This window comes from Gemmatimonadaceae bacterium (assembly GCA_030647905.1).
Lineage (GTDB): Bacteria > Gemmatimonadota > Gemmatimonadetes > Gemmatimonadales > Gemmatimonadaceae > UBA4720.
This window is the reverse complement of the sequence record JAUSJA010000027.1, coordinates 142,749-163,753: the sequence shown is the minus strand read 5'-3', so window position 1 is coordinate 163,753 and position 21,005 is coordinate 142,749. Positions and strand designations below refer to the sequence as shown.

Sequence of the window (21,005 nt, the reverse complement as noted above, 5' to 3'; positions counted from 1 at the left end):
CCCATGGCGACAGATCCCTCGCTCTTCATCAATCGCGAGCTGAGCTGGCTCGAGTTCAACGCAAGGGTGCTGCACGAAGCGTTCGACGGGCGCAATCCGCTGCTCGAGCGATTGAAGTTTCTCGCCATCTTCAGCACCAATCTCGACGAGTTCTACATGGTGCGCGTGGCCGGATTGAGGCGTCAGCTGGCCGCGGGGATGCACGCCCCCACGGCGGATGGAATGACGTCGCAGGCCCAGCTCTCGGCGATCAAGGCCCGGGTATCGGAGCTGATAGCACTCGGGCGCAGCTGCCTGCATGACGAGCTCCTTCCCGCGCTGGCCGAGCACGGCGTTCGCCTCGTGACGATGTCGGAGCTGTCGAAAGAGGAGTGCCAGAGGATCGAGGAGTTCTTCGAGTCACAGGTCTTTCCGGTCCTGACGCCGCTGGCGGTGGATCCGAGCCATCCATTCCCGTACATCTCGAACCTCTCGCTGTCACTGGCGGTCGAGCTCAGGAATCCGGATAACGGCGCGGAGGAGTTCGCGCGAGTGAAGGTGCCCCGCAGCCTGGCACGCTGGATTCCGACTGGCGTCAAGCATCGCTTCGTGGCGCTGGAGCAGGTGATCGCCGGCAATCTCTCGGCGCTTTTTCCGGGAATGGACGTAGTCGGATCCAATGTCTTCCGTGTGACGCGGTACTCGGATCTTGAGCTGTCCCATGCTGAGGAGCCGGAAGACCTGATGGCGCTGATCGAGGAGCAGGTTTTCCGCCGCCGGTTTGCCGAGGTAGTGCGTGTGGAGATCGAGACCGGCACGCCCGCGAGTCTGCAGGCGCTCCTGCTGGACGAGCTGAAGGACGATCAGGAAGATGATCTGCCGTCGCTGCCCGACATCGAGCTGGTGGAGACGGGACCGCTCCTGGAGCTGGGCGACCTGATGACGCTCGCCATACTGGAGATACCCGAGCTCCGCGACCCGCCGTTCACTCCGGCGGTGCCGCGCGAGCTGAGGGACGCAACCAGGTCCATCTTCGACATCATTCGCGAGAAAGATATTCTGGTCCATCACCCGTTCGACTCGTTCTCGGCGTCGGTGGAGCAGTTCATCACGTCGGCGGCGCTCGACGAGAACGTGCTGGCGATCAAGATGACGCTCTACCGCACTTCGGGTGATACGGCGATCGTGCGCGCGCTGACGGAAGCGGCGGAGCGCGGGAAGCAGGTGGTGGTGCTGATCGAGCTCCAGGCGCGCTTCGACGAAGTCAACAACATCACCTTCGCGCGAACGCTCGAAAGTTTCGGCGTGCACGTCGCGTACGGGCTGGCGGGTCTCAAGACGCACACGAAGACGGCGCTCGTGGTGCGCCGTGAAGGCGATGGTATCCGCCGCTACGCGCACGTCGGCAGCGGCAACTACAACTCCATGACGGCCCGGACCTACACGGATATCGGGCTTTTCACTTCCAACCCATCGATTGGCGCGGATCTGAGCGACCTGTTCAACGCTCTCACCGGATTTTCCAGACAGCGGGTTTATCGCAAGCTGATCGTTGCCCCGGCCGGCATGCGCCAGCGCTTTCTCGAGCTGATACGGCGGGAGACGGAGCACGCCACCGAGGGCAGGGGAGGGCGCATCATCGTCAAGATGAACGCGCTGGTGGACGCCGAAACGATAGAAGCGCTCTACAGGGCTTCGCGCTCAGGCGTCGAGATAGACCTCATCGTGCGTGGCATCTGCTGTCTTCGCCCGGGAGTGGCCGGCGTGAGCGACAGGATCCGTGTCGTGAGCATCATCGGGCGGTTCCTCGAGCATTCGCGAATCTTCTACTTCGCCAACGCTGGAAAAGAGGAATACTATTTCGGGTCCGCCGATTGGATGCCGCGCAACTTCGACCGCCGCGTCGAGGCGGTGACTCCGGTGGAGGATGCATCTCTGCATCCGCGTCTCCGCTCGCTGCTCAATACTTGTCTCGGCGACAACCGTCAGGCGTGGGACCTGCAGCCCGATGGCTCATACGTGCAGCGTGATCCGCATGGTGCTCCGGAGCGGGCGACGCACAAGATCCTTCTGCGGAACAGCTGGGGACTGACAGGGTCCGACGACGCGAGGAAGGCTGGCGCGGAAGAAGCGCTGGTCGCTCAGCCGAACGTCAGCTAGTCGGGCCGGCTCGAATCCTCGTCAGCCGCGTACGCAGCTCCGCCGGGCACGACGATCTCGACGGGGACGCCGGCGACACTCGCGAGAAGTGCCGACTTCTTGCTCGCGCCCCACAGCTCCAGGCGCAGGCTCGACGCTTTCGGCGCCGGCACCGGAATGAGCCGAATCGCGCGCTCGAGCCAGCGAACGCGGATGTCGGCCACGGCCGACGTGTGGCCGCGATCGAAGCCGTCGGCGATCCGGAGAATCGCCGACAGCCGCGCGACGCGTGCGCGGTTCGCCGCGTTCAGTGGGCCGAAGTTGGCGTGAGACCTCCTCGGCTCCGAGCCGCGATGATAGCGGGCGACGTTCGCGATCAGCACCTGATCGCTGGGAGTCATTCCGAGCAGTTCGGCGTGACTGATCAGGTGATACGAGTGCTTGTGGTGCTTGTCGTAGTTGATGTGATACCCGATGTCGTGAAGGAGCGCGGCGTCCGCCAGCGTCTGACGCTCTTCGGGCCGGCAGCCGATTCTCGTCCCGATCGAATCGAAGAGACGCAGCGCGAGCTTGCGAACGTGCCGCGCGTGCAGCTCCTCGTAATGCGAGCGCTCGGCGAGCTCGCGCACGGATCTCTCACGCGCTTCGCCTCTGTCGGCTGATCTCGGCTCGACCCGCGCGAGCTCGAGAATGATTCCTTCCCGGATACCGTAGCTCGAGACCACGACGTCCTTGGCCTCGAGGCGGGCCAGGACCTCGGCGACGGTGGCGAGCCCGGCGACGATGATGTCCGAGCGCGCGGCGTTGAGACCGGGCACCGTTTGCCTTTCCGCGGGGGACAGGGCCACAAGATAGTCTATCACATGTTCGAGCTCGACGCGTTGCACCACTGTTCCGTGAACTGTGCGCGCCGTGCGGATTCCCTGCCGCGCGAGCACGATGCCGGCGAGGTTGGTGAAGGTTCCGCCCGAGCCGATGACGTGCACGCCTCTCCAGTCGCGGGCGGAGAACTCATCCTTCAGGCGCTTCCGCACCGAGCGGCGCAGTTTGCGCATTGCCTCTGGAGTGATGCCCTTCCGGAAATACTTTTCGGTGAGTCGAATGGCGCCGAACGGCAGCGAGATCAACCGCTCGACGAGACCGTCGGCGCTGAGCGCGACCTCGAGAGAGCCGCCGCCGATGTCGATCACCGCCGCGCGGCCGACACCGATGTCGAAGTGCGCCTGCGCGCTGCGGAAACTCAGGCGAGCCTCGTCGTCCCCTTTCAGAGTCACGACGTTGAGCCCGGTCTCGAGCTTCACGCGAGCGAGCCATTCAGCCGCGTTCGAGGCCTCGCGCACCGCGCTCGTGGCGACGACACGCGTGCGCCGTGCGCCGAGCTGCCTGGAGAGAGTCTCCATTCTTCCGAGCGCCTCGATCGCTGCGTACTCGGCATCCCTGCTGAGCTCCCCGGTTTCGTGAATGCCGGCGCCCAGCCGCGGCGCGGCTTTCATTTCATCCACGACGCGGATGCCGCCGGTCGGCGAGACGTCGGCGATGATCTGGCGGATGGAGTTGGAGCCAATGTCGATCGCCGAAATGCGCACGTCCCCGTCGGCGCGGTGTGGATGCTGCCGGGGAGCGGCGAGCCTGAGATGCGGCTGAGTGTCGCTCACGCGCATCAGTCCTCGAAGTGGTGCTTGATCTGCTTGCCTTCGGCGAGATATACGGCATCCTCGCTGATGTTCGTCGCGAGGTCCGCCACGCGCTCGAGGTTGCGGCTGACGAGCAGGAGCTCGAGCGAAGGAGTGATCTTGCGTGCGTCTTCCATCATGTGTGTCAGCAGGATGCGGAACACGGAGTTGTGCAGCGAATCCACAGCGTCGTCAGCCTTGCACACCTCACGCCCGAGGGAGCCGTCGGCGCGGGTGAAAGCATCGAGAGCGTCACCGAGCATCGAGCGGGCGCGGCGGGCCATGTCTTCCAGTTCGGGGATCGGTGTGATCGCTCCGCCCTGGTCGATGAGGCGGATCGCCGACTCCGCGATGTTGACCGCATGGTCCCCGACTCGCTCAAGGTCGTTCGAGACCTTGATCGTTCCGACGATGAAACGGAGATCCCTGGCCATCGGCTGCTGAAGCGCGAGAAGCGACACGGCAAGTTGCTCGATCTCGACCTCCAGAGTGTTCAACACCTTGTCGCCCGCGATGACCTGCTCGGCCGTCTCGCGATCGCGGTCAACGAGCGAGCTGATGGACATGTCCACGAGCCTTTCCGCGTGGCCGGACATCTCCAGAAGCTTGCGCTTCAGCTCGGCAAGCTGCTCGTGAAAGTGACGGAATCCGATGCCTGGCTCGGCGTTCATCCAAACCTCCCGGTGATGTACGCCTCGGTGCGCTCCTCCCGGGGACGTGTGAACATGACGCTCGTTCGATCCATCTCGACCATGTGTCCAAGATAGAAGAACGCAGTTGTATCGGACAGGCGGGCGGCCTGCTGGAGATTGTGCGTCACGATGACGATCGTGAGCTGCCCCTTGAGCTCGAACAGGAGCTCCTCGATCCGTTGTGTAGCGATTGGATCCAGTGCGCTGGCCGGCTCATCGAGAAGCAGCACACCCGGCTCATTGGCGAGAGCGCGGGCGATGCACAGGCGCTGCTGCTGGCCCCCCGACAACCCGAGCGCGCTCGAGCCGAGCCGGTCCTTCACCTCATCCCACAATGCGGCGCGCCGCAGGGACAGTTCAACGATCTCGTCGAGCTCGCGTCTCGGGATCGCACGGTTGATGCGCGGGCCGTAGGCGACATTATCGTAGATCGACTTCGGGAACGGATTCGACCTCTGGAACACCATCCCGACGCGCGACCGCAGGTCTACAACATCGACGCCGCTCGCATAGACGTCCTCGCCCTGGAGAACGATGTCGCCTTCGTGGCGCACGCCGGGGATCGTCTCGTTCATCCGGTTGATCGAGCGCAGGAACGTGGACTTGCCGCATCCTGACGGCCCAATCAGCGCAGTGATGGCCCTCTCGGGAATCGCGAGATCGAGCTCGTGAAGCGCCTGCTTCTCCCCGTACCAGAAGGAGAACTTGCGTGCCTCGACTGCGGTAGTGGTCATCCGAACCGTCCAGTCACGTATGCTTCGGTGCGTGAGTCCGCAGGCGTGGTGAAGAGCGCCGTCGTAGGTGCGACTTCCACCAGCTCGCCGTTCAGCATGAACGCCGTTATGTCGGACACCCGTGCGGCCTGCTGCATGTTGTGCGTCACGATCACCACCGCGATTGTCTGCCGAAGCTCGTACACCAGCTCTTCGATCCTCTGAGTGCTCAGAGGATCGAGCGAAGCAGTCGGCTCGTCGAGAAGAATGACGCGCGGCCTCGTCGCCAGCGCCCTCGCGATGCAGATGCGCTGCTGCTGACCGCCGGAGAGGGCGATGGCGCTGTCGCGCAGACGATCCTTCACTTCGGTCCAGAGGCCGGCGCGCTCGAGGGCGCCCTGGACGATCTCGTCCGTCTCCTTTCGCGAAGGGCCCGAACCGACCTGAATCCGAAGACCCGCGGCTACGTTGTCGCGTATGGACATCGTCGGAAACGGCGTCGGACGCTGGAAGACCATGCCTATGTGGCGGCGCACGGCGATCGCGTTGAGATCGCCCCGGTAGATGCTTTCGCCGCCAAGGAGCACGTCGCCTTCGACGATCGCGCCTGGAATTGTCTCGTGCAACCGGTTCAGACATCGGAGCAGCGTGGACTTTCCGCATCCCGATGGACCGATCACCGCGGTCACGGCGCGGTCGGCGAAATCGATGGTGACGTTGCGCACCACGCGCGCCGAGCCGAACCACGCGTTGAGTCTGCGCGTGGAGATGAGCGGCGCACCGACCGGCACGGGCGGCGCTTCCGCCGCGGAACGCGTCGTGACTGCCACACCGGGCACCAGCGGCCGGTCAGTCTCCGCCACCGGCATACCGTCCTCTGGTTGCATAGCGGGCGATCAGGCTGATGACGAGCACGATCGCGATGAGTACCAGCGCACCCGCCCAGGCTTGCGCGTGCGCAGACTCGTACGGACTGACCGCATATGAGAATATCTGGAGTGGCAGCGCCGCGATCGGCTCGTGCAGCGACGTGGACCAGAACTGATTGCCCAGCACCGTGAACAGCAGCGGCGCAGTCTCTCCGGCAATTCGAGCGACCGCCACCAGTGCACCGGTGACGATCCCCGGCAGCGCCGTACGCAACACGATGCTTACCGAGGTTCTCCACTGGGTATAACCGAGCGCCAGCGCCGCTTCACGCAGGGACACCGGAACCAGCCGTATCATCTCTTCCGTCGTGCGCGTCACGAGCGGAATCATCATCGCCCCCAGTGCAATCCCGCCCGCCATCGCCGAGAATCCGCCGAACGGCCTCACCAGAAATTCCCAGGCGAAGATGCCGAGCACGATGGACGGGAGCCCGTTCAGCACGTCAGACAGAAACCGCACGACGGTCGCGAACGGACTTCCGCGGCGGTCGGCCAGATAAAGCCCGGCACCGATGCCCACCGGGAGCCCTATCGCCGAGGCGATCCCGATCAGTATCAGCGTGCCCATGATAGCATTCGCCATTCCACCGCCGGGCTCTCCGACGGGCCTGGGCATCTCGGTGAAGAAGCCGGGCCGGATGAACGCCGCTCCCTGACGCACGAGGTGAAGGATGATCAGGAGCAGCGGCAATGTCGCGATGGCGGCCGCGATGTAGGTGAGTCCGAGCATGACGACGCTCTTCGCGTGTCGCGTGCGCAGGCTCATCGAACTCCGCCTTTCGTGACGCGCCACACGAGCCAGCGTGCCAGCGCATTCACGACAAGTGTCACGGCGAACAGCACCGCGCCCACGGCCATCAGCGCGGACAGATGAGCGTCGCTCGTCGCTTCGCTGAACTCGTTCGCAATGAGAGACGCCATGGTGTAACCCGGAGCAAACAGCGATGCGGAGATCTCGGGACGGTTTCCGATCAGCATCGTGACGGCCATCGTTTCGCCGAGCGCGCGGCCGAGTCCGAGAATGATGCCGCCGATGATTCCGGATCGCGCGTAGGGGAGAACAGCGTCGCGGATCATCTCCCAGCGTGTCGCGCCGAGCGCGAGGGCAGCTTCACGCTGCGAGCGCGGTACGGCGAGAAGCACCTCGCGCGTCACCGCCGAGATGAACGGGAGAATCATGATCGCCAGGATGATCCCCGCCGCGAGCATGCTGTACCCGTAGTTGGGTCCGCTGAAGAGAGGCGTGCCGCCAAGGTGCAGCGTGTCGCGAAGAAACGGAGCTACCGGATCGCGCAGCAGGGGGATGAGCACGAAGATCCCCCAGAGACCATAGACGACACTCGGAATCGCGGCGAGAAGATCCACCAGGAACCCCACCGGCTGGCGCAGCCACTTCGGCGCGATCTCCGAGAGAAAGATGGATACGCCAAGCGCGAGAGGAGTGGCGATGAGAAGCGCGAGCGCGGATGAGACGAGTGTGCCGTAAATAGCCGGTGCCGCGCCGAACTCTCCGGCAACAACGTCCCATTTGCTGCCCGTCAGGAACGAGATGCCCGAGCGTGACAGTGCGGGCCACGCCGCCAGCCCGATCGAGATCGCGATGACGACCAGGAGAAGGGGGATGGAAACGGCGAACGCGGTGATCGCGATCTGAAAGATCCGGTCACCGCGTGCCGATGTCCTTGCCGGGCCGGCTACCCGGGAGCCCGCGAGCGGGTCCCCGGACAGCCGTGCTGCTGCGTCGGTCACCGAGTGGTGCCGACCTTTATCGAATCCACTCGCGCGTTGAGCCGCATCGCCATGGATGCGGGGAGTGGCGCGTAGTCGAGCGAAGCCGCCTCGCTTTCACCCTCCGTCAGCGCCCATCGCAGAAAATCACGGAGCTTGCGGCCCTTCACGGAATCTGCCTGCTGCGAATAGACGAGAATCCACGTGAACGATGAGATCGGATACGCATCGGCACCGGCGGCGTTGACGATGGACAGACGATAATCGGTATTGCCCGGGAGCTTGTCCGCGACACCAGCGGCGGCGGCAGTCATTCCTTCCGGCGAAGGCGCGACGAAATTTCCGGCCGCATTCTGAATGGAGGCATAAGGCAGCTTGTTCTGCTTCGCGTAGGCCAGCTCAACGTAGCCGATCGAGCCCGGCGTCTGCTTCACCTGGCCAGAGACTCCTTCGTTACCCTTGCCGCCAAGTCCCACCGGCCACGCCACTTCCTTGCCGCGGCCCGGACCGGCGGCCCACGAAGGGCTGACGGTGGCGAGATAGTCGGTGAATACGAACGTCGTCCCGCTTCCGTCGCTCCTGTGCACAACGAGAATATCGGCCGCCGGCAGATTCACGCCCGGATTGAGCGCTGCGATCTTTGCGTCGTTCCATTTCGCGACCTTCCCGGCGAAGATGTCGCTGATTACCGCGCCGGACAGGCGGAGCGGCGCGGAAAGCTGCGGCATGTTGTACGTCACGGCCACGGCGCCGAGCACAGTCGGGAAGTGCATCACCGGGCCCTTCGCCTTGGCGATGTCCTCGTCCTTCATCGGGCTGTCCGAGGCGCCGAAGTCGACCGTGCCCTCGGAGAGCTGCCGGATTCCGCCGCCGGATCCGATTGACTGGTAGTTGATCTTCACGCCGGTCTTCGCCGCGTAATCGGCGAACCACTTCGAATAGAGAGGGTACGGGAACGTCGCACCTGCGCCGGTGAGGGCCACCGATCCGTCGCTGCTGCCGGCCCCGGCCTGGGATCCGCTGTTCGACTTGTCGGAGCCGCACGCGACTGCGGCGACGGCTGCGACGACGAGCGAAGCGAATGTCAATTTCTTCAAGGAAGCTCCTTTCAGGAGAGAGATTGCGGAGATATTTCGTACGAAAGCTATGCCTCCTGGCGCAGGAGACGGCGCATCGGTCGTAACGGCTCTGTCACAACTGCGCCACGTGCCCTTCGGACCGGTTCGCATGTCAGAACCGGGCCACGAAATGAGCGAAGTACATCTTGTTCGTGGCGATCGGAGATCCGCTCGCCGGAGTTGTCTCCTGATAGTCCAGCGAGAACGACGCCTTGCTCGAGAGATCCCAGATCAGCCCGGCGATCACGACATTGTAGCGCGCATCCGAGTCGGTGTTGGTGACGACCCTGTCGAATCGCGCCATCAGCGACAGGGGGTGAACCTTCGAAGCGTCCCGCAGCATCATCGGACGGATCAGCGCATAGGCGGAAGCGAGCGTTCCGGTGCTGTCCACGACCGAGCGCGGAGAGGCGACGGTGTTCGATCCATTCTCGGCCTCCTCGCGACGCGATGCATACTCGACGCCGAACGTGAGCTTCGGCGTCGCGCTTCCGGCGTGCACTCCCCACCTGTTGCGCGCGAGCCCGTCGCCGACCGAGCCAAGCTGTCCCGCTCCGCCGCCGACGAACCTGCTCGCGGTCGCTCCCTTGTATCCCCATGCACTCAACGCAAGGGTCTTCAGTGGGCTCGCTGCATCGCTCGCCCACGGCGTCAGCGTCAGTCGCGCAGCATAGTCCTTGAAACGGTCGGTCTCGCGGGATGTGTAGCCGGGCCCGTTGGTAATGGTGGCGTAGACCTCGCCGGCCTTCCGGGGCAACGAGACCGACGTGGCGAGCCCTGCGTCTGCCGAAGCGAAGTAGCCCGCCCGCTCGGTGGGACTCGTGGTTATCCATCGCGGCCAGAACTGCTCGTCGTGGTCTATGAATACGGTATGCAGAAGGCCAACGCGTGCCACTGCGCGCCAGTCCGGCGTGTCGATGTAGTTGTACTGCAGGTACGCGTACTTCGCGCGCACCGTCCATCCCCGGTAGTACGCATCGCTTCCGGGGGCAGTTTGCTGGTACAGGTCGGTCGTGACGCGAACGCTCGTGCGTTTTCCCGCGGCGATGCGGAAAGTGAGGTACGCTCGCTCGACGTCGAAGCGGTTCGTGGATTTGGCCGGGCCGGCATCTCCGTGGTACTGATAGTTGGCGAAGAGAATCCCGGAGAAGTCGAGCGCCGGGGCCGCGGCAGGCTTTGCCGGAGCGGCAGCGGAGTCCGCCGGAGACGACGATGATGCAGGCGTCTGTGCTGACGCCCACGCGGGTAAACAGAACAGCGCCGCGACAGCGATGCGCTTTGTGATCATACGGTCTCACCCTCGGGTGGAAGAAGCTGCGAGTCGGAAATTCGAACGGCGTCTGCCGTCACGCCTAATTCTGATCCCGGCTTGTCTCCGAACTCACCACACTACGGCAACGGCTCTGTAACGATCAGGCGACCGGACTCACTCCTGCCGGCGAGGGAAGAATGCGGCGATCGTCGTGCCTTTGCCCGGCTCGCTCGTCGCGCTGACGCGTCCGCCGTGCGCATCGACGAGGTGTTTCACGATGGCGAGCCCGAGCCCCGTTCCTCCAGTGTGGCGGCCGCGCGCCGCGTCCACGCGGTAGAACCGCTCGAAAATTCTGGGAAGATGTTCGGGCGAGATCCCGGGTCCTGTATCGGTGACACCGATCCATACGCCGTCCGGCGCAGACCGTGAGAATATTGTCACGCTGCCACGGTCGGTATGGCGCACGGCGTTGTCGGTGAGATTCGACAGCACCTGTCGCACCGCAGTGCGATCGGCCCGGAAGCGCGATGCGGCAGAATCGAGTCGAAGTTCCAGCGTGAGACCCTTTACGCTCGCCGCATCGCGGAAGGTCGCGGCAATCTCTTCCGCAATCTCTGCCGTATCGAGATCGGAGAGAGCCGCCTCCCATCGGCCCGACTCCAGGCGCGACAGGTCGAGCAGATCGTCCACGATTCGCTGCATGCGCCCGGTATGAGCGTGAATCGTGCTGGCGAACTGCTTGCGCATCTCGGGGGAAAGGTCGTCGTCCGCAAGCGTCTCGGAGAAGCCGCTGATGACAGTCAGCGGAGTGCGAAGCTCGTGCGAGACGTTGGCGACGAAATCGCGCCGCACTGCCTCGAGCCTTCGGATTCGCGTCAGGTCGAAGAGGGCGATGACGACGCCGCCCATGGCGAGCGGCCGGGCAGTGAGAGAAACCGTGCTCTGCCCGATCATGGCTTCGACAGGCTCGGTCACGTTTCCTTTCAGCGCATCGTCGAGCGCTCGCTGCAGCTGTGGAATGCGGGGGAAAACGTCGGTCGGGAATGGAAGAAGACGGGTGACACCGAGGATCGCTCTCGCCGCGGCATTGATGCGGACGACCTGGCGCCGCGCATCCAGCGCGACCACCCCTTCGTCGAGCGACTCGATGAGAGCGGCAAGCAGCGCGTCCTCGGCTTTCAGCGCGCTGATGCGGGATCCGAGATGCTCCGAAAGCCGGTGCACGGCGGTGGCTAGCTCGCCGATTTCTCCCGGGGCCGTGAGCGGCGGACGAGCGGAGAGGTCGCCCTGCGCGAGGGATCTGGTGACATCCCGCAGGTTTCGGATGTCGCCGCTCACGTTTCTCGCCAATATCGTGGAGAGTGCCAGCGCGATGAGTGCCGCGATCATGCCGGGGAAGAGAAGCGATCGCCACGTCACGCCGTCGTGGGCGCCGAGCACTGCGATAATGACGATCGCGACGATCGCCAGGGAGAGAAGCTGGAGCCGCGCTCCGAGCCTCATGCCTTGATGGAGCTGCCCGGCCTGATCCGATATCCGAAACCGCGGACGGTCTCGATGAGATCTCCGGCCGCGCCGAGCTTGGTGCGCAGCCTCTGCACGTGCATGTCCACCGTTCGTGTCTGTATGTCGGGCGCGGCATCCCACACGGACTGGAGGAGATGCGACCGTGCCTGCACACGTCCACGCCGTTCGGCGAGCAGTATCAGCAGCTTGTACTCGGTCGGCGTGAGATCTATCGAATTGCCGGCGACCGACACCGAGTGAGTCGAGCGGTTGATGGATACGTCGCCGAACTCCAGCACGTCATCCTTCTGCGTCTGCGCTCCGGTGCGCCGCAGAATCGCCTTCACGCGAAGAACGAGCTCCGCAGGACTGAAAGGCTTGGTGAGATAATCATCGGCGCCAAGCGAGAGACCTCGAATCCGGTCGGGCTCGTCCCGTCGCGCGGTGAGCATCAGCACGGCGATGGAACGCGTTTCGTCGTTGCGACGCATCGCCTCGAGGACGTCGAAGCCGGACAGACCGGGAAGCATCAGATCGAGGACGACCAGTGCGGGGATCTCGCGTTTCGCCTGCTCGAGCGCGTCCTGTCCGTTTGTCGCGGTGGATACCCGGAAGCCGGCTTTCGCCAGATGATAGGCGACCAGGGCGACAATGTCCGGCTCGTCGTCCACCACGAGGACACGCTCGCCAGCCGCTGGGGGCTGCTGCATGAGGGAAACTTCGCCGCGCGACCGCCGGTCAGTCAACGCCGTGCCTGTCACGAAGTCGTCACACAGCGCGGCGAGCACTCGAACGGGTGCGCCGCGCACTCGCAGGGCCCATGCGGCGCGAATACCTTACATGTGTGTCCCACCGTACCTCAGTCAGAGAGCCAAAGGTGAAGTTCGCTTCGCGTCTTCTTTTCGTTTTCCTGACCGCCTGCACTCCGGCGGTCATACCTCCCGGCACGGATCGGGGCGCGGCGTCAGGTGGAGCCCCCTTCGAGCTGCTCGTGCTCAGCACCACCGACGTCCACGGGCGCATTCGCGGCTGGGACTACTATGCCGACTCGGCCGAATCGGCGCGGGGCCTCACGAGAGCGGCGACGATCGTGGACTCGATCCGCGCCGCCAATCCCGGACGCGTACTGCTGGTGGACGCGGGCGATCTCCTGCAAGGCAATCCCTTCGCCTACGTGGCGATGAAGCAGTTCGCGGATTCCGCCAACCCGATCATCGCCGCGATGAACGCCATGCACTATGACGCGGCGGCGATAGGCAACCACGAGTACAACTACGGCGTGCCGTATCTGGAGCGGGCGGTCGCCCAGGCGCGGTTCCCCATGCTCTCGGCCAACACGTGGAAGCCCGACGGAACTCACAAGTTCCGGCCGTGGACGATCCTGGAACGGCAGGGAGTGAAGATCGGCATTGTCGGCGCGACAACTCCGGGTGTGATGGTATGGGACGCGGAGAACGTGCGCGGGCGGGTATGGCTGACCGACATCGTCCCCGCCGTGCGCACGGCGGTTCAGGAGGTGCGCGCGGCGGGCGCGAACGTCGTCATTGTGAGCGTTCATTCCGGACTGAACGAACCGCCGAGCTACGACACGGTCGCGACAGGATTGCCAGGCGAGAACGTTTCCGAGCGGGTTGCGCGCGAGATTGAGGGCATCGACCTCGTCGTCTACGGCCACTCGCACAAGGAACAGAAGGATCTGCACGTCGGGTCGACCCTTCTCGTTCAGCCGAAGAACTGGGCGACGGGCGTCGGGGTCGCGCATCTGACGGTTGCGCGTGAAGGCGGCGCGTGGAAGGTTGCGTCGTCTCGCGGCGAGACGATCCAGTCGCGCGGGCATGCGGAGCAGCAGAACGTGGTCGCGTTGTCGGCGGTGCCGCACCGCGCAACCGTCGCCTACGCCAACGAGGCGATCGGAACTACGCCGGTCGCGTGGCGCGGCGATTCCGCGCGGCTCGAGGATACGCCGCTGATCGACCTGATAAATGAAGTGGAGCGCAGGGTGGCGAAAGCCGATCTCGCGTCGAGCGCCGCGTTCACGCTGGAAGCTTCTCTCCCCGCGGGCGCTGTCACGGTCGCCAGAATCGCGCAGCTCTATCCGTATGACAACACGCTTCGCGCCGTGCGCATCAGCGGGAAGCAGCTCCGCGACTATCTCGAGTTCAGCAGCCGTTACTACAAGTTGGTGGAGAACGGAAAGCCCGTCGCAGACCCTGAGATCCCGGGCTACAACTTCGACGTCATCAGCGGAGCGGATTACACAATCGACCTCACCCGGCCGATCGGCTCACGTCTGACCGCGCTGACTTACAATGGAAAACCGGTCGCGCCGACGGACAGCTTCACTCTCGCCCTCAACAATTATCGGCAGACCGGGGGCGGCGGATACGCGATGCTGCAGGGAGCGCCGGTCGTGTACGATCGGCAGCAGGAGATAAGACAGCTCCTGATTGACGAGGTGCGGGGCCGGAAGACCATACGGCCGGAGGATTTCTTCAAGGCGAACTGGTCTCTCGTCTATCCCGGAGCGCCGGGCCGCGCCGGGTCGGTTGGCGGCGCTATCCCGGCCGGATCCCCGCGCCTCAGGATCATCGCCACCAATGACCTCCACGGCGCGCTCGAGCCGCGCGCGGATGCGAACGGCGTACTCCGCGGCGGAGTCGCTTACGTCGCTGCGATGATCGAGAAGGCGAAGCAGGAATGCGCGCCTTCGTGCGAGACGATTCTTCTCGACGGCGGCGACATGTTCCAGGGCACGCCGATCTCCAACCTCGCTTACGGCAGACCGGTCGTGGAGTACTACAACAAGATGGGATTCACCGCTGCAGCGCTTGGCAACCACGAGTTCGACTGGGGAGTGGACACACTGCGCGCGCGCATGCGTGGCGCTCGCTTCGCGATCCTCGGCGCCAATGTGAAGCTCGCCGACGGCCGCGACGTGTCCTGGATCCGCAACGATACGATCGTCGTTCGCGGAAAGACAAAGGTCGGCATCATCGGGATATCGACACCCGAGACCCCCACAGCCACCCTGCCGGCGAATGTGAAAGGCCTCAAGTTCGAGGATCCTGCTCCGGTGATCGATGCACATGCGAGATCTCTGCGGGCGAGAGGCGCCGACGTCATCATCGTCATCGCGCACGAGGGAGGGTTCTGCAATACCACCGCAGGAACCGAGACCTGCACCGGCGATATCTTCGAGGTCGCTCCGAGAATCACCGAGAAAGTCGATCTGATCGTGAGTGGCCACACTCACAGCCAGATCAACACGAGGGTGAAGAACATTCCGATAGTCCAGGCGAGATCGAGCGGACAGGCGATCGAAGTGGTGGACATCCCCCTCGACGCGGAAGGAAAGGTTGCCGGCGGAGCCGTGGCCCAGATTCGGTCGGTGACCACAGCCTCAATCGAGCCATATGCGCCCGTAGACTCGATCGTCCGGCGCGCGGCGGCCCGCGTTGCGCCGATCGTCAACCGCCGCTTTGCCACGATCCGGGTTCCGCTTGCGAGGACCGGTGATCAGTACGCCCTGGGAAACCTGGTGGCTGACGCGCAGCGATGGGCGGGGAAGGGCGACATCGCGATCATGAACAATCACGGTATCCGCGCGAGCTTGCCGGCAGGCGAGATCACATACGGCAAGCTCTTCGTCATCCAGCCTTTTGCCAACACGCTCTATCGAATCCGGATGACAGGCGCGCAATTGCGCGAGTATTTCGAGAAGCTTCTTGGAGGCGACGACATTCCCGTCCACGTCAGTGGGATCACGATTGGGTACAATCCCGAGAAGCCCCGCGGGCAGAGAATCGTCTCGCTCCGGCTGCCCGCCGGGCGAACGCTCGTGGACAACGCGTTTTACGATGTCGTGACGAACAACTTCATGGCGACCGGCGGAAGCAACATGGGCCCGCCTGAGGGCTCGCGCGCGACGCCGCTGAACGTGGTCGATCTGGATGCACTCATGGATTACCTGGGAAAGCTGAAGTCACCCATCGCTCCACCGACGGAAAGCCGCATTTTCATCACTCAGTAGTCGCGACGTCTCGCTTCACCTTTACGACGGAATTCGATATCATCGTGGATGCTGACATCTGAACAACTGAGGCGAATTCCGAAGGCCGAGCTGCACTGCCACCTCGACGGCTCGGTCCGGCCGTCCACGCTCCTCGAGCTTGGTCGTGAATACAATGTGGTCATGCCGCGCGACACCGCCGACGCGCTGCGCGACTACATGATCGTCAGCGACGCCAAATCTCTCGAGGACTATCTCAGGCGATTCGAGGTGACGGTCTCCGTGATGCAGACTGCGGGGGCGATCGAGCGCATCGCATACGAGCTGGGCGCGGACGCCGCCGCCGACGGAGTGCGCTACATCGAGGTCCGCAACGCTCCGATTCTCAATAGCCGGGGAGGACTCGAGCTTGGCGAGGCACTCGAAGCCCAGATCCGCGGGCTCGAGCGAGCCGAGCGTGACTACGGCATCATCGCCAGGTCCATCGTCTGCTCGCTGAGACAGCTTCCTCCGGAGACCTCTCTCGAGCTGGCGCAGCTCGCGGTTGCATACAAGCACCGGGGTGTCGTCGCTTTCGACCTGGCAGGAGGCGAAGCGGGTTTTCCGGCCTCCGCTCATTCCGACGCGTTCGCATATGCGCGCAAGCACAACCTCGCCATCACCGTGCACGCCGGCGAGGGCGACGGCGCGCGCTCGGTGCGCGACGCCGTCCACAAGTGCGGCGCTGACCGGCTCGGGCACGCCACGCGGCTCATCGAGGACGCCGATCTTACGCAGTACGTGAACGATCGCCGCATCGGGCTCGAGATATGTCTCACGTCCAACGTCCAGACGCACGCGGCGAAGTCGTACGAAACGCATCCGCTCAGGCAGTATTTCGACCGCGGAATGAACGTCGCGCTCAACACCGACAATCGCCTCATGAGCGGAACGACGCTCACCGACGAGTACGCGTTCGCCGCCAGGCATCTCGACTTCAGTCTCAACGAGCTCTGCACGCTGGCACTCAACGGATTCGAGAGCGCGTTTCTGCCATGGGAACAGCGCCTGAAGCTGCTCGACGAAGTCTCGGCGGAAATGCTCACGATCGCGACGGGCGCAGAATGAGCGCGCCATATGGAAGAGACGCGGCCGAGCGCAGTGCCGCGGCGGTGCGCGAGCGGATCGGCGATGCGGTACCCGAGATCGGCATCGTACTCGGCTCCGGGCTCGGCGGCCTCGCCGCTGATATCGAGCGTGCCGTGCGCGTTCCGTTCCCGGAGGTGCCGGGCTTCCCGACGGCGACGGTGATCGGGCATGCCGGCGCGCTCATCTCGGGCCGGCTCGGAGGGCGAAACGTCATCGCGCTGGCGGGACGTTTTCACATGTATGAGGGCCATCCCCCCCAGCTGGCTGCCTTTCCCGTTCGGGTGATGCACGCGCTCGGCGCGCGCACTTACTTCGCCTCGAACGCCGCCGGTGGAATCCGGCGCGATCTCGCCGCCGGCGATCTGATGATCATCGAGGATCACCTGAACCTCACGGGAGTGAATCCGCTCACCGGTCACGTCGAGGAAGGAGACGAGCGCTTCCCCGACATGACGGCGCCGTACGATGCGGAGCTGCGGGCTCTTCTCAAAGCCAGCGCGGCCAGGGTCGGCATCGGTGTGAAGGAAGGTGTTTACGCGTGGCTCCCGGGGCCGTCGTTCGAGACGCGCGCGGAGGTGCGGATGCTCGAGCGGCTTGGTGCCGACGCGGTGGGAATGTCCACCGTGCCAGAGGTCATTGTCGCCCGCGCGATGGGAATGCGCGTGGCGGGCATGAGCTGTATCGCCAACGCTGCTTCAGGCATCGGCGATACGCCGGTGCTTCACACCGACGTTCTCGAAGTGACGGCGCGCACGGCGCAGGGCTTTCAGGCGCTGGTTCGCGAGTTCGTCGCGGCGCTTCCGCCGGCAAAGTGATTGAGCGGGCCGTGCCCGCTTCCCAGTCCCGGCGCGGTGGCCATCGCCGTGTGCACGAAATCGATCGCTGACCGGACGGCGTCCCGGAGAGCGGCTCCTTTCGCCAACTCGGCGGTGATTGCCGCCGAAAGCGTACAGCCGGTGCCGTGAGTGCTCGTAGTGTCAATGCGCGGGTTGGTAAACATTGTGAACTCTCCGTCGTAGAGGAGATCCACCACCGTTTCGGGATCGCCGCCGCGCACGTGTCCGCCCTTGATGAGAACTGCGCCGGCACCCATGGCGGCGATCGCAGTCGCCGCGCGCCGCATGTCGTCCTCGTTCTCGACCGGAAAGCCGGCGATCACGCGCGCCTCGCCGGCATTGGGAGTGACAAGGAATGCGAGGGGGAGAAGATCCGACCGGATCGCGCCCACGGCGTCGGTCTCGATGAGAAGGTCGCCGGAGGTCGCGACCATCACCGGGTCGAGAACGTAATTCGAGAGGCGATAGCGGCGAATTGATTCCGCGACCACTACAACGATGTCTCGGCTCCCAAGCATACCGGTTTTGGTCGCCGCAGGATGGAGGTCGGAAGCGACGGCTTCGATCTGCGCGCGCACCAGGCCGACATCCACCGGCTGCCATTGCGACACGCCAAGCGTGTTCTGCGCGGTGATCGCGGCAATGGCGGAAGTGCCGAAGACGCCGAACTGGTGGAAGGTCTTGAGATCCGCCTGAATTCCGGCGCCGCCGCCCGAATCGGAGCCGGCGATCGTGAGTGCGACTTTCATGAACGAAAGATGCGCCGCGGATTCCCACGGCGCATGTTCGCTCTCCCGCTCACTGCACGCGCTGTTGCCTCGCGGCAGTCCCCCGAGCGGTCCGTACCTCTGTCGTTACTGCCTCGGCGCGGGAAGCGATCTCAGGCGCGACACGAAAGTGTTGTAGTTGCTCGAATTCGTCGTCAGGCGTGCACGCGTGGCGCTCGGAATCTGGTTGATCGAGGCCTGAGCCGCCGTGACGCGGTCCTCCTCGAGCGGGTGCGTGGAGAACCAGCCTTCTACCGCGCTCGGGCGAGTCCTCCGCTCCTCGATCAGCTTCTGGAACATCGTGACGATTCCCTGGGGATTGATTCCCGCCAGCACCGTGTTTGCGACCGCTTCCTGGTCGGCTTCGAGCTCGTCCTGGCGGCTGAACCGCGCAAAGACGACGCCGCCGGCGACTTGGATTCCGGCCTGCGCTGCCTGGCTGCTACAGATGTTGGTGAGCACGCACGCGAGCGTCACACCGATGTTCGCGCCCTGCGCCTTCTCCATCTGCTTGATGCTGTGCCTGCGGACCACGTGTCCGATCTCGTGCCCGAGGACTCCCGCGAGCTCGTCCATCCTGGCAGTGCGCTCGACGAGGCCGCGGTTGACGTAGACGTAGCCCCCCGGCACCGCGAAGGCGTTCACTTCCTTCGAGTCCACTATATAGAAGCGCCAGTCCAGATCGGCCCGGCTCGTCCTGCTGGCGATCTGGTCGCCCAGGACGTTGATGTACCGGTTGATCTCAGGGTCGCTCACGATGCGCAGCTTGGCATTGATCTCCTGCGATGATTCCTGGCCCATCTGCACCTCCTGCTGCTGGGAGATGCCGCAGGCAGTCAGGGATGTGGCAAGAGCCAGTGACACAAATATTCGTTTCATTTGAGTTCTCGCGGTAAATTGCACGCCGCCGTAAAAGGCAAGTCCCATTCCACACTGTTAAACCCATACCATCTTGAGACTTCTGACCTTCGCGCGGGACCTGAGGCGACGAAAATCGCGGGAGCGGCATGCCGTCTTCGTGGCGGAGGGGGTGCGTTCGGTGGAGGAGCTGCTCCGTTCTGACCTTCGGATTCGCGGAGTCCTCACCGCCCCTCAGCTCGATGGCGCGCCCCGGGGACCCGCGTTGAGAGCGCTCATCGCGCAGCGCGGCGTCGAGACGGCCGCGGTGGACGAGGCCGAATTCAGGAGTGCGGCGGAAACGGAATCGCCGCAGGGCGTGCTGGCAATCGCGGAGATTCCGGGACATTCGCTCGCCGCTCTCGCAGGGCGGGCATCGCTGCGGCTCCTCGTCCTCGATGCCGTTCAGGATCCCGGCAACGTCGGCACCATTCTGCGGACGGCGGCCGCGCTCGGAGCTGACGCTACTATCGCGCTGCCGGGAACCGTGGACCTCTGGAACGCGAAGGTCGTCCGCGGCGCGATGGGAGCGAGCTTCCATCACCCCGCGATGCACTGCACCGTGGACGAGCTCATGTCTTTTCTTGACAGCGAGAAGGCCGAGCTGTGGGGCGCCGATGCGGGCGGTACGCCGGTGGACGGCATGCCGGCGCCCCCTCGGCTCGCCCTCGTCGTCGGAAACGAGGGAGCCGGATTGTCGTCTTCCATGCGAGCGCGCGCAACGCAGCTTGTGTCGCTGCCAATCTCCGGCCCGGTCGAATCGCTGAACGTCGCGGTGGCCGCGGGCATTCTCCTTTATCAGCTCAGGAAATAATGCAAACCATCTGGGCGGCCTACAGCTTCCTCTGTGGAGCCTGTTTAGGATCGTTTCTCAACGTGTGCATATCGCGCTGGCCCGATGGCTTGTCCGTCGTGCGGCCGCGCTCGCGCTGCCCGAACTGCGGGCGGCAGATCGGAGCGATGGAGAACATTCCGATCGTGAGCTGGATCGTGCTGCGCGGCCGCTGCCGCGGGTGCCGCAAGCCGATCTCGTTCCAGTATCCGCTCGTCGAGATCATCGTCGGCGTAGTCTGGACTCTCAGCTATCTCGAGTTCGGCCTTTCGTTCACGGCGCTGCGCGTCGTGGTGTTCGTCACGGTGCTGATCGGCATCGCGATCACGGATGCGAAGCGGTACCTCATCCCCGACGGCTTCACGGTATTTGGTCTTGCCTGGGTGATCGTGACCGCGCTCGCGTCGCTGTTCATCGGCGACACCGGTCCGTTCGCCGGCGCATACGACGCGGTGATCGGCGCCTGCGCCGGGGCCGGCGCGATCGCCATCGCTGGATGGCTCGGCGAGGTGGCGCTGAAGAAGGAGGCGATGGGTTTCGGGGACGTCACGCTGATGGCGATGGTCGGCGGGGCGGTCGGCGCCAATCGGGCACTTATCACCATCTTCGTCGGCGCACTGATCGGCGCCGTCGTTGTTCTCGGAGTTGTGTATCCGATCATATGGATGCGCTCGCGCGCGGCGAAGTCGGAGTTCGGTCCGCCGCTCGTGCCGTTCGGCGTTTTTCTTGCGCCCGCCGCGGTGATCGCATTGCTTTGGGGCCAACGACTGATCAACGCGTACGCGAGTTATTCGGGACTCTGATGCC

18 protein-coding genes are annotated in these 21,005 nt (G+C 64.4%); 6 read left to right on the top strand and 12 right to left on the bottom strand.

Annotation, left to right across the window (positions count from 1 at the left end; translation table 11 throughout):
• Positions 1-3: 3 nt before the first annotated feature.
• Positions 4-2,139, top strand: coding sequence for a polyphosphate kinase 1 (ppk1, locus tag Q7S20_09765; GenBank protein ID MDO8502117.1), 2,136 nt, complete (start codon positions 4-6; stop codon positions 2,137-2,139).
• On the opposite strand, the gene Q7S20_09760 is transcribed toward ppk1, so the two are convergent.
• From Q7S20_09760 to Q7S20_09715, 10 genes are all read right to left on the bottom strand, one after another.
• On the bottom strand, positions 2,136-3,773 hold the full coding sequence (locus Q7S20_09760; GenBank protein MDO8502116.1) for a Ppx/GppA phosphatase family protein: 1,638 nt from the start codon (positions 3,771-3,773) through the stop codon (positions 2,136-2,138). The two genes, ppk1 and Q7S20_09760, sit on opposite strands and share 4 nt — an antisense overlap.
• A 5-nt stretch (positions 3,774-3,778) precedes the next feature.
• Complete coding sequence (gene phoU / locus Q7S20_09755) at positions 3,779-4,462, bottom strand: phosphate signaling complex protein PhoU (GenBank protein MDO8502115.1); 684 nt, start codon at positions 4,460-4,462, stop codon at positions 3,779-3,781.
• On the bottom strand, positions 4,459-5,217 hold the full coding sequence (gene pstB / locus Q7S20_09750; GenBank protein ID MDO8502114.1) for a phosphate ABC transporter ATP-binding protein PstB: 759 nt from the start codon (positions 5,215-5,217) through the stop codon (positions 4,459-4,461). Before pstB ends, phoU begins: the two co-directional genes overlap by 4 nt.
• On the bottom strand, positions 5,214-6,065 hold the full coding sequence (locus tag Q7S20_09745; protein ID MDO8502113.1) for a phosphate ABC transporter ATP-binding protein: 852 nt from the start codon (positions 6,063-6,065) through the stop codon (positions 5,214-5,216). The genes pstB and Q7S20_09745 overlap by 4 nt, the downstream gene beginning before the upstream one ends.
• Positions 6,046-6,891 carry a phosphate ABC transporter permease PstA gene (gene pstA, locus Q7S20_09740; protein ID MDO8502112.1) on the bottom strand — a complete coding sequence of 282 codons (846 nt, stop codon included), beginning with the start codon at positions 6,889-6,891 and terminating at the stop codon, positions 6,046-6,048. The genes Q7S20_09745 and pstA overlap by 20 nt, the downstream gene beginning before the upstream one ends.
• Positions 6,888-7,874, bottom strand: a complete 987-nt coding sequence (pstC, locus tag Q7S20_09735; GenBank protein ID MDO8502111.1) for a phosphate ABC transporter permease subunit PstC — start codon at positions 7,872-7,874, stop codon at positions 6,888-6,890. The genes pstA and pstC overlap by 4 nt, the downstream gene beginning before the upstream one ends.
• Positions 7,871-8,950, bottom strand: a complete 1,080-nt coding sequence (pstS, locus tag Q7S20_09730) for a phosphate ABC transporter substrate-binding protein PstS (protein ID MDO8502110.1) — start codon at positions 8,948-8,950, stop codon at positions 7,871-7,873. The genes pstC and pstS overlap by 4 nt, the downstream gene beginning before the upstream one ends.
• A 133-nt stretch (positions 8,951-9,083) precedes the next feature.
• Positions 9,084-10,259 carry a hypothetical protein gene (locus Q7S20_09725; GenBank protein MDO8502109.1) on the bottom strand — a complete coding sequence of 392 codons (1,176 nt, stop codon included), beginning with the start codon at positions 10,257-10,259 and terminating at the stop codon, positions 9,084-9,086.
• 138 nt (positions 10,260-10,397) lie between these two features.
• Positions 10,398-11,726 (bottom strand): ATP-binding protein, encoded by a 1,329-nt coding sequence (locus Q7S20_09720; protein MDO8502108.1) that lies wholly within the window; start codon positions 11,724-11,726, stop codon positions 10,398-10,400.
• A complete protein-coding gene (locus Q7S20_09715) occupies positions 11,723-12,538 on the bottom strand; it encodes a response regulator transcription factor (GenBank protein ID MDO8502107.1) in 816 nt (271 codons plus the stop codon). Before Q7S20_09715 ends, Q7S20_09720 begins: the two co-directional genes overlap by 4 nt.
• Before the next feature lie 68 nt (positions 12,539-12,606).
• Between Q7S20_09715 and Q7S20_09710 the strand changes: the two genes are divergently transcribed.
• The 3 genes from Q7S20_09710 to Q7S20_09700 are packed head-to-tail and all read left to right on the top strand — an operon-like array spanning position 12,607 to position 17,681.
• Positions 12,607-15,759, top strand: a complete 3,153-nt coding sequence (locus Q7S20_09710) for a 5'-nucleotidase C-terminal domain-containing protein (protein ID MDO8502106.1) — start codon at positions 12,607-12,609, stop codon at positions 15,757-15,759.
• 48 nt (positions 15,760-15,807) lie between these two features.
• A complete protein-coding gene (add, locus tag Q7S20_09705; protein ID MDO8502105.1) occupies positions 15,808-16,845 on the top strand; it encodes an adenosine deaminase in 1,038 nt (345 codons plus the stop codon).
• A complete protein-coding gene (locus Q7S20_09700; GenBank protein ID MDO8502104.1) occupies positions 16,842-17,681 on the top strand; it encodes a purine-nucleoside phosphorylase in 840 nt (279 codons plus the stop codon). The genes add and Q7S20_09700 overlap by 4 nt, the downstream gene beginning before the upstream one ends.
• On the opposite strand, the gene thiD is transcribed toward Q7S20_09700, so the two are convergent.
• Both thiD and Q7S20_09690 read right to left on the bottom strand, forming a co-directional pair.
• The gene (gene thiD, locus Q7S20_09695; protein ID MDO8502103.1) at positions 17,633-18,451 is read right to left on the bottom strand and encodes a bifunctional hydroxymethylpyrimidine kinase/phosphomethylpyrimidine kinase; all 819 of its coding nucleotides are present in this window, start codon (positions 18,449-18,451) and stop codon (positions 17,633-17,635) included. The genes Q7S20_09700 and thiD overlap by 49 nt on opposite strands.
• Before the next feature lie 105 nt (positions 18,452-18,556).
• Positions 18,557-19,348, bottom strand: coding sequence for a M48 family metallopeptidase (locus Q7S20_09690; GenBank protein ID MDO8502102.1), 792 nt, complete (start codon positions 19,346-19,348; stop codon positions 18,557-18,559).
• A 73-nt stretch (positions 19,349-19,421) separates the two neighbouring features.
• Between Q7S20_09690 and Q7S20_09685 the strand changes: the two genes are divergently transcribed.
• Positions 19,422-20,180, top strand: coding sequence for an RNA methyltransferase (locus tag Q7S20_09685; GenBank protein ID MDO8502101.1), 759 nt, complete (start codon positions 19,422-19,424; stop codon positions 20,178-20,180).
• Positions 20,180-21,001 (top strand): prepilin peptidase, encoded by an 822-nt coding sequence (locus Q7S20_09680; protein ID MDO8502100.1) that lies wholly within the window; start codon positions 20,180-20,182, stop codon positions 20,999-21,001. The genes Q7S20_09685 and Q7S20_09680 overlap by 1 nt, the downstream gene beginning before the upstream one ends.
• Positions 21,002-21,005: the final 4 nt, after the last annotated feature.

Coding starts and splice junctions, on each gene's coding strand:
- Q7S20_09720 (MDO8502108.1), bottom strand. CDS start 11,726: ATGAGGCTCGGAGCGCGGCTCCAGCTTCTCTCCCTGGCGATCGTCGCG.
- Q7S20_09690 (MDO8502102.1), bottom strand. CDS start 19,348: ATGAAACGAATATTTGTGTCACTGGCTCTTGCCACATCCCTGACTGCC.
- ppk1 (MDO8502117.1), top strand. CDS start 4: ATGGCGACAGATCCCTCGCTCTTCATCAATCGCGAGCTGAGCTGGCTC.
- thiD (MDO8502103.1), bottom strand. CDS start 18,451: ATGAAAGTCGCACTCACGATCGCCGGCTCCGATTCGGGCGGCGGCGCC.
- Q7S20_09680 (MDO8502100.1), top strand. CDS start 20,180: ATGCAAACCATCTGGGCGGCCTACAGCTTCCTCTGTGGAGCCTGTTTA.
- phoU (MDO8502115.1), bottom strand. CDS start 4,462: ATGAACGCCGAGCCAGGCATCGGATTCCGTCACTTTCACGAGCAGCTT.
- Q7S20_09745 (MDO8502113.1), bottom strand. CDS start 6,065: ATGCCGGTGGCGGAGACTGACCGGCCGCTGGTGCCCGGTGTGGCAGTC.
- Q7S20_09725 (MDO8502109.1), bottom strand. CDS start 10,259: ATGATCACAAAGCGCATCGCTGTCGCGGCGCTGTTCTGTTTACCCGCG.
- pstA (MDO8502112.1), bottom strand. CDS start 6,891: ATGAGCCTGCGCACGCGACACGCGAAGAGCGTCGTCATGCTCGGACTC.
- Q7S20_09700 (MDO8502104.1), top strand. CDS start 16,842: ATGAGCGCGCCATATGGAAGAGACGCGGCCGAGCGCAGTGCCGCGGCG.
- pstB (MDO8502114.1), bottom strand. CDS start 5,217: ATGACCACTACCGCAGTCGAGGCACGCAAGTTCTCCTTCTGGTACGGG.
- add (MDO8502105.1), top strand. CDS start 15,808: ATGCTGACATCTGAACAACTGAGGCGAATTCCGAAGGCCGAGCTGCAC.